10 protein-coding genes and 1 pseudogene are annotated in these 12,285 nt (G+C 36.9%); 6 read left to right on the forward strand and 5 right to left on the reverse strand.

Annotated features, from left to right (window positions below):
• Positions 1-13: 13 nt before the first annotated feature.
• Positions 14-661 carry a TonB-dependent receptor domain-containing protein gene (locus MZO21_RS04290; protein ID WP_248104275.1) on the reverse strand — a complete coding sequence of 216 codons (648 nt, stop codon included), beginning with the start codon at positions 659-661 and terminating at the stop codon, positions 14-16.
• A gap of 87 nt (positions 662-748) precedes the next feature.
• Between MZO21_RS04290 and MZO21_RS04295 the strand changes: the two genes are divergently transcribed.
• Both MZO21_RS04295 and MZO21_RS04300 read left to right on the forward strand, forming a co-directional pair.
• Complete coding sequence (locus MZO21_RS04295) at positions 749-1,153, forward strand: transposase family protein (RefSeq protein ID WP_152872730.1); 405 nt, start codon at positions 749-751, stop codon at positions 1,151-1,153.
• A 37-nt stretch (positions 1,154-1,190) separates the two neighbouring features.
• Positions 1,191-1,601: pseudogene (locus MZO21_RS04300) on the forward strand (transposase family protein); the annotation flags it as partial.
• Here the strand turns inward: MZO21_RS04300 and MZO21_RS04305 are convergent.
• The 4 genes from MZO21_RS04305 to argG form a co-directional block, all read right to left on the reverse strand.
• Complete coding sequence (locus MZO21_RS04305; RefSeq protein ID WP_248103670.1) at positions 1,596-2,642, reverse strand: TonB-dependent receptor plug domain-containing protein; 1,047 nt, start codon at positions 2,640-2,642, stop codon at positions 1,596-1,598. The pseudogene MZO21_RS04300 and the gene MZO21_RS04305 sit on opposite strands and share 6 nt — an antisense overlap.
• Before the next feature lie 233 nt (positions 2,643-2,875).
• The gene (rnt, locus tag MZO21_RS04310) at positions 2,876-3,538 is read right to left on the reverse strand and encodes a ribonuclease T (RefSeq protein ID WP_154772579.1); all 663 of its coding nucleotides are present in this window, start codon (positions 3,536-3,538) and stop codon (positions 2,876-2,878) included.
• On the reverse strand, positions 3,523-4,557 hold the full coding sequence (gene pyrC, locus MZO21_RS04315; protein ID WP_154772580.1) for a dihydroorotase: 1,035 nt from the start codon (positions 4,555-4,557) through the stop codon (positions 3,523-3,525). The genes rnt and pyrC overlap by 16 nt, the downstream gene beginning before the upstream one ends.
• 283 nt (positions 4,558-4,840) lie before the next feature.
• A complete protein-coding gene (gene argG, locus MZO21_RS04320; protein WP_154772581.1) occupies positions 4,841-6,184 on the reverse strand; it encodes an argininosuccinate synthase in 1,344 nt (447 codons plus the stop codon).
• Between the two features lie 562 nt (positions 6,185-6,746).
• On the opposite strand from argG, the gene lldP reads away from it, so the two are divergent.
• From lldP to dld, 4 genes are all read left to right on the forward strand, one after another.
• Positions 6,747-8,411, forward strand: coding sequence for an L-lactate permease (gene lldP, locus MZO21_RS04325; protein WP_154772582.1), 1,665 nt, complete (start codon positions 6,747-6,749; stop codon positions 8,409-8,411).
• A 22-nt stretch (positions 8,412-8,433) separates the two neighbouring features.
• A complete protein-coding gene (gene lldR / locus MZO21_RS04330; RefSeq protein ID WP_154772583.1) occupies positions 8,434-9,177 on the forward strand; it encodes a transcriptional regulator LldR in 744 nt (247 codons plus the stop codon).
• A 3-nt stretch (positions 9,178-9,180) separates the two neighbouring features.
• A complete protein-coding gene (lldD, locus tag MZO21_RS04335; protein ID WP_154772584.1) occupies positions 9,181-10,335 on the forward strand; it encodes an FMN-dependent L-lactate dehydrogenase LldD in 1,155 nt (384 codons plus the stop codon).
• A 167-nt stretch (positions 10,336-10,502) separates the two neighbouring features.
• A complete protein-coding gene (gene dld, locus MZO21_RS04340; protein WP_154772585.1) occupies positions 10,503-12,197 on the forward strand; it encodes a D-lactate dehydrogenase in 1,695 nt (564 codons plus the stop codon).
• Positions 12,198-12,285 lie beyond the last annotated feature (88 nt).

Genomic DNA, 12,285 nt, shown 5'->3' on the forward strand with positions numbered 1-12,285 from the left:
AACCTGTTTTTTTTCAGCATACTTTTGGAAACACCACCAAATAACGATCATAATAACGATTCCAGCCTGTGCTAAATTTTAAACTTTGATCACCGAAAGGCTTGTAGTGAAAAGCTGTTCTAGGTGCAATATTTTTATTTTTACTTAAACTGTCGTAATCGTAGCGTAGACCAAGAACAGCTTCAAATCTTTTATCCCATTGTAAGCGATCTTCTATAAATGCAAACCAACTGTCTTGTTGGACATCAATAGAGCCCATTCCATGAACAGTTTTTGTTTTGCTGTATTGTCCAGTTGCTTTTTTACTTGGAATATAATCGGGGTCGCAAGCAATATCTATCGATCCGTCATTTTTAATACAGTCTGTGTTAAATCCAGTTGGAAGAAAGTATTGGGTATAATCATTTGGACGATGCCAAGCAGCTTCATTATTAGTAAATCCAGCTCCAATATGAAAGTTATGCGTTGTTTTGAAAAATTCAAAAGGAATGAATTTTGCAGAAGTACTATATTCTAAGGTTTGTTGTTCATTGAATATGGTGCCAGTTGCTCCCTCTGATACAGAGGTTTTATCACTCCAGTTTTTATTTTCTGTTTTCCACCAAGTAAAGTTATCTCCATCAGTGCTTAGACGTTCGTTCTTTTTTTTCTGATAATTAATAGACTTCCGTCATAAATCAAAAAACGTACAATTTATTTGATCTTAAATTAATCAGCAAAATTATTTAATCCAAGGGATAATCCTTGGATGAAATTCAAAGATATTCAAAAATTATCAGACGTTAAGTTTCGTAGGCTTACCGGTGTTAGTTGGGCTACATTTAACCTCATGTTGGCCGAGCTAAATAAGGAGTTACCTTGTCATATTGGTAAAGGACGACCACATAAATTACCGTTGGAAGATCGTTTACTCTTATGTATAGAATATTGGAGAGAATATCGAACATTTTTCCATCTTGGTATGAGTTACGGTGTATCTGAAACGAGTGCAATTCGTATCACACGCGTTATTGAAGATACCTTAATCCGTTCTGGAAAATTTAACTTGCCAAAACAACTTCCTAATCGAGATGAAGTGGATTGGGAAGTTGTTGTGATTGATGCAACTGAAATATTAGTTCAACGTCCAAAAAAAACAGAAGAAATGGTATAGCGGTAAAAAAAAGCGACATACCTTTAAATTTCAGCTATCTATGCACTATACAACAGGTGAAATACTGAGTGTATGTGGAAGTCATGGAAGCATGCATGATTTTAAAATATTTAAAAAAAGCATGAGGAAATTAAAATTTAAGCCCTTTTTTATCGTTGATAAGGGGTATTTAGGGATAAAGAAATTGGGTTTTGGATGCCTCATGCCATCTAAAGCAAAGAAAACTGAAAAACTAGATTCTGAATTAAAAAAGTTAAATAAAGAGATTGGTCGTAGACGAATTCAAGTAGAGCATGTATTTGGAAGGATGAAATGTTTTAAGATTTTATCTTGTGTATATAGAAATCGTCGTAAACGATTAAACCTGCGGTTTAATTTACTTGCTGGCATATACAATTTAGATTGGGTGAAAGATAAACAATTAAATTGGTTGAAAAATGATTTATGAAGGAAGTCTAATGTTGTTAGTTAATGAAAATAAAGGGAAGTCATTTCTAATGCTTAATTGTAATGATTGGTTGTCTGATTTTTGATTGTAACCGTTCGTTAAAATACTTTGATTGAAGCGGGTAGATTCATCACTGTAATTTTGTGCGGAAAATTTAATTTCCAAGTCATTGCTAGGATTATAAAATAGCTCAGCATTAATATTTGTAGACGTCCGATCCTCATTATAAGGGCGAGCATCTGATAGTTTTGATGTGGATCGTATGTCTGATTTACGTTGGCTTAGTCCTAAATTAAAGCCTAAACTTTCAGTTAATCGTCCATATGTATTCAGGCTTATACCTTTTTGATTAAAGTCTTTTTGTGCATTTGTTTGAGTTGTATCCTCAAAATCACTTTCTTCCGATGAGTCAATATAGTTGAATCGGTACCAATCTGAAGAGGTATAGTCATAGTTTATATTGCCGTGAATTTTTCCTACTACTGTTTTGGGGGCGCAAGTTGTTGCACTAATTACACCACCAGTGAATTTTCCGTACTGTGCACTGACATTGCTGTCTAATACTTCTAAGTTGCAGAGAAGGTCAATATTCAGGGTTACTGCTTGTGAATTACCTTTTAGGGATGTTGGGTCACTAATACCAGAATTACTTTCATATGGATTAATGTCATTATTAATACTCATTCCATTGAAAAGAAAGGCATTGTTATAAGGAAGTGCTCCATGGATTGAAATATCACTTGCATGAATTTCAGCTTGACTACCTGCTGCTTTTTCTGAGTTTGTAAATTGAACATTCGAATTAACTTTCAGTAGTTCAGAAATTGTTTTTTTATTATTCGGCGTTTTTTCTAAATCTTCTTTTGTATATACAGTTATTCCGACATCTTTATCTTCAATTGCTTTGACAACAAGTGGGGATAATTGAATAGATGATTTCTCGCTTTTAATTTCTAGAGTATCAGTTTGATCATTTGCATACAGCGATGCACTAATAATAGAAAGAATGGCACAACTGATATAAGTACGAGTAAGAGTCATGAAGTGAAAGTTATAAAAATGAAAATAAAAGCGGTTATCATTTGAGTTGGCGTATTTTTCAATATAAATGATAATTATTTACATTTATTTGGTTGGTAAAAATACAAGTTGTGTAGGTTGGGGAGTGTTTAGATGTAAAAAAGCACCCTCATTATTGAAATTAAATGACCATTTAAATGTGAAACACAAAAATGAGGGATTTAATTTCTAGGGTGCTTTTGTATCAAAAGAACTTATTGTTCTACTGATAAAAGTGTTTCTACAAGATGCGGTGCAAGCTTATTCAAAATAAAGCAGAAAAGTTCTGCAGTTTTTTGAGTGTCATACAAAGCAGAATGTGCTTCTTTACCATCAAATTCGATACCAGCTTGAATACAAGATTTAGCTAGAACTGTTTGACCAAACATTACAGCACTTAAAGTTACAGTATCGAATACTGAAAAGCTGTGGAATGGGTTTTGATTTTTAGTGCCTGTACGCGCAATTGCTGCTTGTACAAAACCTAAATCGAAATGCGCATTATGTCCAACAAGAACCGCATGTGTGCAATTTTGTTGACGACGTACTTCATTTACTGCTTTGAAAATACGTTTTAAGGCAGATTTTTCATCTTCAGCCATTGCAACACGCATAGGGTTCGATGGATCAATACCAATAAAATCTAAAGATCTACGGTCTAAATTTGCACCTTCAAATGGGTTGATATGCGCATGATACGCTTGCCCCGGAACAAATTGACCTTCCTCATTATAAATAATAGGAATAGCTGCGATTTCTAATAATGCATCGGTCTGTGAATTAAAACCTGCTGTTTCAACATCAACAACAACAGGTAGGAAGCCACGGAAACGCTGACCAATGATTGGTAGAGTTTCGTCTGTCACAATTTTCTCCATTGGATCGTTTTGCCCGCATAAAGAGGGACAATTTTTTCACCATCCAAATAGTCTAAGCTTTCAGGAATAATTTGATCTTCTTTTACCAAAGTAATGGTACTGGTATTACGTGGAAGACCATAGAAGTCTGCACCGAAGTGGCTTGCAAAACCTTCAAGGCGGTCAATTTTACCAACTTGATCGAAGGCTTGAGCATATAGTTCAATAGCAGTAGGCGCACTATAGCATCCAGCACAACCACATGCATTTTCTTTAGCATTTTTAGAGTGCGGAGCGCTGTCTGTTCCTAAGAAAAACTTAGGATTACCGCTTGTTGCTACTTCTAGTAGCGTTTGCTGATGTGTTTGGCGCTTTAAAATTGGTAAGCAATAGAAATGCGGTTTAACACCACCAACTAACATATCATTACGGTTAAATAATAAATGCTGCGGTGTAATTGTTGCTGCAACATTGCGATCATGTTCTAAAACAAAATTCGCCGCTTCACTTGTTGTAATGTGTTCTAAAACAAGTTTTAAGCCTGGGAATTGTTTCATCAGCGGTGAAAGTACTTCATCTAAGAAACGTTTTTCACGGTCAAAAATATCGACATGATTATGTGTAACTTCGCCATGCAATAACAATGGAACTTGATGTTTTTCAAGTTGCTCAATAACAGCATAAACTTTGCTAATGTCGCTAACACCATTGTCTGAATTGGTTGTTGCGCCAGCAGGGTAAAGTTTAATTGCATTTACATGTTCAGATTTCTTAATTTTTAAGATTTCTTTAGGAGATGTTTGGTCTGTGAAGTAAAGAACCATTCGAGGGTCGAATTCGATGCCTTCAGGCACATGCGCCATAATACGGCTACGATATGCTTCTGCTTCTTCCACAGTTTTCACAGGTGGAACTAAGTTCGGCATACAGATTGCGCGAGAAAATTGTTTTGCAAGATCGGGTACTGTACGTTCTAGAGCGAGTCCATCACGTAAATGAGCGTGCCAATCATCAGGCTGAAGCAAGGTTATCGTATTCAAAATAATTCTTACTAGAAAATAAAATAAATGATAATCGAATTGTGGTGAAATTGGTAACCGCAAAAATGAATAAAGAGATAGATTTACGTAAATATTTGCTAATTTCTTGAGTGTAATTTAAACGGTTAAAATTTCTCTCATTTTATGTGTGTAATTTTCACTTTAAAAAGTAAAATTAAGTGCTTTATAACTTAATGATCATCTTTTTATTTTGATGGTTTTAATCATATTTAAAGGCAATAAAAAACCGCTCATAAGAGCGGTTTTTTGACATTCAACAAACTTATTTGTTTTTGTCTTTTAATTGAGGAACAGCAGAACCTGTACCTACTGCCAATAAACCAGTATTTGTATAAATACCAAGTTTAGCGCGAGTATCTGTAATATCTAGGTTACGCATAGTCAATTGACCAATACGATCCATAGGAGAGAACATTGAATCGCCTTTTTCCATCGTTAAGCGTTCAGCTTCGTATGTAAGGTTTTCAGATTCAGTGTTCATGATTGTGTAATCATTACCACGACGAAGTTCTAAAGTTACTGTACCTGTTACAGCTTTAGCAACCCAACGTTGAGCAGTTTCACGAAGCATAAGCGCTTGAGAATCGAACCAACGACCTTGGTATAATAAACGACCTAAACGTAAACCGTTAATACGGTATTGTTCGATTGTATCTTCGTTATGAATACCAGTTACTAGGCGTTCGTAAGCAATATGAAGAAGAGCCATACCCGGAGCTTCGTAAATACCACGAGATTTCGCTTCAATAATACGGTTTTCGATTTGGTCAGACATACCTAGACCATGACGACCACCAATACGGTTCGCTTCTAAGATGAACTCAACTGGATCTTCGATACGACGACCATTGATCGCAACAGGGAAGCCTTCTTCAAAAGTAATTGAAACTTCTTCAGCTTTAACTTCTACGTCATCTTTCCAGAACGCAACGCCCATGATTGGATCAACAATTTTGATGCCAGCATCAAGGTATTCAAGATCTTTCGCTTCGTGAGTTGCACCCAACATGTTTGAATCTGTTGAATATGCTTTTTCTTTTGACATTTTATAGTCAAAACCGTTGTCGATAAGGAATTGAGACATTTCCGCACGACCACCAAGCTCATCAATGAAAGTTTGGTCTAACCATGGTTTGTAAATTTTAAGCGCAGGGTTAGTTAAAAGACCATAACGGTAGAAACGTTCAATGTCGTTACCTTTATAAGTCGAACCGTCACCCCAAATGTTAACGTCATCTTCTTTCATTGCTGTAACAAGCATAGTACCTGTTACTGCACGACCTAATGGAGTTGTGTTGAAGTAAGGAACGCCACCAGTGCTGATGTGGAAAGCGCCACATTGAATTGCTGCAATACCTTCGAGTGCAAGTTGTAAGCGGCAATCAACTAAGCGAGCTTTAACTGCGCCATAAGCTTCTGCTTTCTTAGGAATAGCATCGTAGTCATCTTCATCTGGCTGACCTAAGTTTGCTGTATAAGCATAAGGTTCAGCACCTTTTTGTTTCATCCACAATAAAGCAGCTGAAGTATCTAGACCACCAGAGAAGGCGATACCTACTTTTTTGCCTACTGGTACATTCTGCAAGATAGTTGCATTATCAGTCATTGTAAGTCCTAACTTTCTAAAACAGGCACCATATTTGGTGGCCAAGGAGAATCTGTAAACCACATATTATAGCACTTTAACTTGAGCTTGTTTTCTGAAAAAAATGCAAATATTAAAAATATTCAATGTTTTTGGAGGTGAATAGGCTGAGTGTGAAACGGTGTTTACTTTGTGGATGTTTTAGGTTGATAGCATGTAGTAAAAACTTAGTTTGCTGTTAAAGATATTTAATCTTTACAATCAACTACGCCATATAGGTCAAAACTTTTGTGTAGACTAAAGTATGAGAATTGATATACCTACAAACACTAAATTAAAATAATTATAAAAATTAATCATTTATGTTAAGTGCTTATTTTGATTATTCCTTAAATTTTTATTGTTAATAATTAAAATTGGTATGACCAATAATTATATTTAAATTAAATATTGCGCTTAAAAGAAACAGAAACTATTATCTTGTGGTTATTTTGTGTATTTTTTTTTGCTTAATGCTTAATTGGTAAGACCAATAATATTTAAATAAGCCTAGAGTGAAAACAAGCATTTCAAGGAGTAGAAGATGCTTCAAAATTGGCAACAGATTTATGACCCTATGGGCAATATTTGGCTTTCAAGTATTGTCGCATTAATTCCAATTGTATTTTTCTTTTTAGCTTTAGCTGTATTTCGTATGAAAGGCAGTGTCGCTGGAACAATCACGGTTGTTTTGGCATTACTTGTTTCTTTATTTGCTTATGGTATGCCAACTCAAATGGCTTTTGCTTCTTTGGGTTATGGTTTTCTATACGGTTTATGGCCAATCGCTTGGATTATTATTGGCGCATTGTTCCTTTATAAAATCTCTGTAAAAACAGGTCAGTTCGATGTTATTCGTTCTTCGATTTTGTCTATTACAGAAGATCAGCGTTTACAAATGCTTCTTGTAGGTTTCGCATTTGGTACTTTCTTAGAAGGTGCGGCAGGTTTTGGTGCACCTGTTGCTATTACAGCTGCTTTACTTGTTGGTTTAGGCTTTAAGCCTTTATATGCAGCTGGTTTATGCTTAATTGTAAATACAGCTCCAGTTGCCTTTGGTGCAATGGGTATTCCAATTATTGTTGCGGGTCAGGTTTCTGGCGTAGATACAATGGAAATTAGCCAGATGGTAGGTCGTCAGTTGCCATTTATGGTGCCAATTGTATTGATCTGGATTATGGCCATTATGGATGGTTGGCGCGGTGTTAAAGAAACTTGGCCAGCAATTTTTGTGGCGAGCTTTTCGTTCTCAATGGCGCAGTACTTAACATCTAACTTTGTTGGTCCTGAATTACCAGATATTACTGCTGCAATTGCATCTTTAGTAAGTTTGACTATTTTATTGAAATATTGGAAACCAAAACATATTTTCCGTTTCCAAGATGAAGATGTAAAAGTAGATGAAACGATTGTTGCAGAAGCACGTAAAAAATACACATTAGGTCAAATTGCGAAAGCATGGTCACCATTTGCTGTATTAACTGCAATGGTAACAATTTGGAGCATTAAGCCGTTTAAAGACTTATTTGCAAAAGATGGTCCTTTGAGCGATTTAGTATTTTCAATTAAGGTGCCGTATTTGCATCAAATGATTGAAAAAATGCCACCTGTTGTGCCTGAAATTACAGATTACGATGCGATCTATAAATTTGATTGGTTATCTGCAACAGGTACAGCAATTATGATTGCTGCAATTATCACCATCATTTACTTAAAAATGAAACCCAAAGAAGCTGTAAATGCATTTACAGAAACAGTTGGTGAGTTAAAAACACCAATTTATTCAATTGGTATGGTGTTGTCATTTGCCTTTATTGCGAACTACTCAGGTATGTCTGCAACGCTTGCATTAGCACTTGCACATACAGGTCATGCATTCACATTCTTCTCTCCGTTTTTAGGATGGATTGGCGTGTTCTTAACAGGTTCAGACACATCTGCAAATGCATTGTTTGCTGCTCTTCAAGCAACAACAGCACAACAAATTGGTGTACCTGAGGTGTTATTGGTAGCTGCAAATACTAGTGGTGGTGTGACAGGTAAAATGATTTCACCACAATCTATTGCAATTGCGTGTGCGGCTGTAGGTCTTGTAGGTAAAGAGTCCGACTTGTTCCGTTTTACTGTTAAACACAGTATAACGTTTACAGTAATGATCGGTATTATTATTACTCTACAAGCTTATGTGTTCCCTTGGATGATTCCATAACACGCAATAAAGGATAGGTTAAATGAAAGTCTCCGACAAAGTTGTACAAAGTCTACGCATATTAATTGAACAGACGAATATGCAAGTCGGAGACCGTTTGCCTGCTGAAAGAAAACTGTGTGAACAACTTGGTGTTTCACGTTCATCCTTAAGAGAAGCAATTCAACAGTTGGTTAGCCAAGGATTGCTTTTGAGTAAAGTTGGCGCAGGTAATTACTTGCAGCAGCTACCTATACATTGGTCTGAGCACAAAATTGTACAGCCTTTAAGTAACTTAATAGATGTAGATCCTGAATATCGGTTCGATGTTCAAGAGTCTCGTTTAATACTTGAAGGTGGTACAGCTTGGTATGCAGCGCAACGTGCAACAGTAGAAGATATTATAAAAATTCGAGCTTGTTACGATGAAATTGCACACTGCCAAGCGCTTGGGAAAGATGATGAAGCTGCTCGTGCAGATGCCAAATTTCATTTAGCAATAGCTGAAGCATCACACAATGTTGTTCTTATTCAGTTAATGCGAAGCCTATTCGATTTATTGCAATTTAACGTGGTTTTAGGGCGACGCAAGGTCTACTCAGAATCACACCGTTTTGATCAATTGCAAGATCAGCATTTTAATGTCATGACTGCAATTGAACGTCAAGATCCAGAAGCTGCACGAAATGCAGTTTGTGGACACATTGAGTTTGTCATTCAACAAGTACGCTCGATTGATGAAGAAGAAGCTCGTCAACAGCGTGCGAGTCGATTAAATAGGATATAAATTATGATTATCTCTTCTGCGAACGATTACCGTGAAGCCGCAAAGCGACGTCTTCCACCATTCCTTTTTCATTATATTGATGGTGGTGCTTATGCGGAATATACACTCAAGCGCAATGTAGAAGATTTATCAAAAATTGCACTTAGACAGCGTGTTCTCAATGACATGTCAGAACTAAGTCTTGAAACTAAATTGTTTGATGAAACTTTATCAATGCCAGTTGCATTATCACCTGTAGGTTTAACAGGAATGTACGCTCGCCGTGGTGAAGTTCAAGCAGCGGTTGCAGCAGATAAAAAAGGTATTCCATTTACTTTATCTACAGTTTCTGTTTGTCCAATTGAAGAAGTTGCACCTGCAATTCAACGTCCAATGTGGTTTCAACTTTATGTACTGCGTGACCGTGGTTTCATGAAAAATGCATTGGAACGTGCAAAAGCAGCAGGCTGTTCAACGCTTGTATTTACAGTAGATATGCCAGTTCCAGGCGCACGTTATCGTGATGCTCATTCAGGTATGAGTGGGCCAAATGCTGCAATGCGTCGTTATATGCAATCTTGTTTCCACCCACATTGGGCGTGGGATGTGGGCATGATGGGGCGTCCGCATGATTTAGGTAATATTTCGAAATACTTAGGTAAACCAACAGGTTTAGAAGATTATATTGGTTGGTTAGGCAATAACTTTGATCCTTCTATTTCATGGAAAGACCTAGAGTGGATTCGTGAGTTTTGGGATGGCCCAATGGTCATCAAAGGTATTTTAGACCCTGAAGATGCCAAAGATGCTGTACGCTTTGGTGCCGATGGTATTGTGGTTTCAAACCACGGTGGTCGTCAGTTAGATGGTGTTTTATCTTCAGCTCGTGCATTACCTCCAATTGCAGATGCTGTAAAAGGCGATATTAAAATTCTTGCAGATTCAGGTATTCGTAACGGTTTAGACGTTGTGCGTATGATCGCGATGGGCGCAGACACTTGTATGTTAGGTCGTGCATTTGTATATGCATTGGGCGCAGCAGGCGGTCAAGGCGTAAGTAATTTGCTTGATTTAATTGAGAAAGAAATGCGTGTTGCAATGACACTCACAGGTGCAAAAACGATTGCTGATATAACATCTGACTGTTTAGTGAAGTTAGAACGTGAATTAGCAGGTTAACACCGTACCTTATTCAATTTACATAAAAGTTGCTTTTATTTAGGTAAAAGCAACGCTGTATTTTCCTTTCACTTTCAATATTGTTCATCTTAAATGTTATTGAATGATTTAAAACATATCCCGTAAAAGCTTATTGCACTGTAAATAAGTTTAGTAGGAATCTAAAAATGTCTGATATTAAAAATCAACAACAGTCACTGCAAAAACTTATAAATATTGTGGGTAAACAACACGTCTTAACTGATGATGGCGACACTAGATTATATCGTCAGGGGCGACGTTATGGTTCGGGCGAGGTTTTTGCAGTTGTAGCACCGGGCTCATTGGTAGAACAATGGAAAGTGCTTCAAATTGCAGTAGAAGCAGATTTTATTGTGATTATGCAGGCGGCAAATACAGGTTTAACAGGTGGTTCAACTCCATTTGGGGAATATGATCGCCCTGTATTGCTTTTAAGTACACGTCGTTTAGCAGGTATTCAAGTCATTCAAGAGGGTAAGCAAGTGGTTTGTTTGCCGGGTGCAACGCTAGATGCTTTAGAAAAAGAGCTTGCAACTTATAACCGTGAACCACATTCAGTGATTGGTTCATCATGTATTGGTGCTTCGGTACTTGGTGGTGTGTGTAATAACTCGGGTGGTGCTTTAGTGCGTCGAGGTCCTGCTTATACAGAACTTGCCTTATATGCACGTGTTAATGATGATGGAAAATTAGAACTCATTAACCATTTAGGCATTCATTTAGGGGATACGCCTGAGGAAATTCTAGAAAACTTACAGCATCAAAAATACGCACCAACAGATGTAAAACAAGAAGAACATCGTTGTGCATCAGATCAACATTATTCACATGACGTGCGTCAGGTAGATGAAGACACGCCTGCACGTTTTAATGCAGACCCAACTCGTTTATTTGAAGCTTCGGGTTCGGCAGGTAAAGTATGTGTATTCGCCGTTCGTTTAGATACCTTTGAGAAAATTCCGAGCCAAGTCTTTTATGTAGGTACAAATTCACATGATGATTTGACTGAAATACGTCGTTTCTTATTGAAAGATTTACCGAATGTACCTATTGCAGGTGAGTATATTCATCGAGTTGCATACGATATTGGTGCTGAATACGGTAAAGATACTTTTATGTTCATTGAGAAATTTGGTACGGCAAAAGTGCCTGCTGCATTTGCAATGAAAGATAAAGTAGATGGTCATTTACAGAAATTTGGTTTACGTGGTTTAAGCGATAAAATTTTGCAATTGGTGACGAAATTTTTACCATCTCATTTACCAAAACGTATGAATGAATTCCGTGATTTGTATGAGCACCATTTGGTACTTCGTATTGAAAATCAGGATGTTGAACAAGTTGAGCAATTTTTTGAAGATTACTTCAAACAACATACAACAGGCAGTTTTTTCCTTTGTGATGCAGATGAAGGACGTAAAGCATTTTTACATCGTTTTGCGGTGGCAGGTGCAGCAATTCGTTACCGTGATACGCATTTAAGCGAAGTTGAAGATATTGTTGCGCTAGATATTGCGTTACGTCGAAATGATCGCCAATGGGTTGAAACCTTACCGAAAGAGATGGATGAAAAAATACTTCATAAACTTTATTACGGTCATTTTTTATGTCACGTATTCCATCAAGATTATATTGTGAAAAAAGGTGTTGATCCTTTAGCAATGGAACATGAAATGTGGAAGTTGTTGGATGATCGTAGAGCGGAATACCCTGCTGAACATAATGTGGGACATTTATATGTGGCGAAGCCTGCGCTGAAAACGCATTACCAAAAGCTTGACCCTACAAACAGTTTTAATGTGGGGATTGGTCATACTTCAAAATTGAAAAATTGGAAATAATGTAAAAGTTATAATAACGATAAAGCGGTAAAGCCCTATCTCTAGCGTAGCGAAAGCTACGCTTTTTTTATCTCTGCAATTCATAATG

Origin of the sequence: Acinetobacter portensis (assembly GCF_023158935.1) — a bacterium.
Lineage (GTDB): Bacteria > Pseudomonadota > Gammaproteobacteria > Pseudomonadales > Moraxellaceae > Acinetobacter > Acinetobacter faecalis.

What these genes read in the sequence shown, in the direction of transcription:
- MZO21_RS04295 (WP_152872730.1), top strand. Translation starts at nt 749, where the DNA reads ATGAAATTCAAAGATATTCAAAAATTATCAGACGTTAAGTTTCGTAGG.
- MZO21_RS04305 (WP_248103670.1), bottom strand. Translation starts at nt 2,642, where the DNA reads ATGACTCTTACTCGTACTTATATCAGTTGTGCCATTCTTTCTATTATT.
- rnt (WP_154772579.1), bottom strand. Translation starts at nt 3,538, where the DNA reads ATGGAGAAAATTGTGACAGACGAAACTCTACCAATCATTGGTCAGCGT.
- argG (WP_154772581.1), bottom strand. Translation starts at nt 6,184, where the DNA reads ATGACTGATAATGCAACTATCTTGCAGAATGTACCAGTAGGCAAAAAA.
- lldP (WP_154772582.1), top strand. Translation starts at nt 6,747, where the DNA reads ATGCTTCAAAATTGGCAACAGATTTATGACCCTATGGGCAATATTTGG.
- lldR (WP_154772583.1), top strand. Translation starts at nt 8,434, where the DNA reads ATGAAAGTCTCCGACAAAGTTGTACAAAGTCTACGCATATTAATTGAA.
- lldD (WP_154772584.1), top strand. Translation starts at nt 9,181, where the DNA reads ATGATTATCTCTTCTGCGAACGATTACCGTGAAGCCGCAAAGCGACGT.
- dld (WP_154772585.1), top strand. Translation starts at nt 10,503, where the DNA reads ATGTCTGATATTAAAAATCAACAACAGTCACTGCAAAAACTTATAAAT.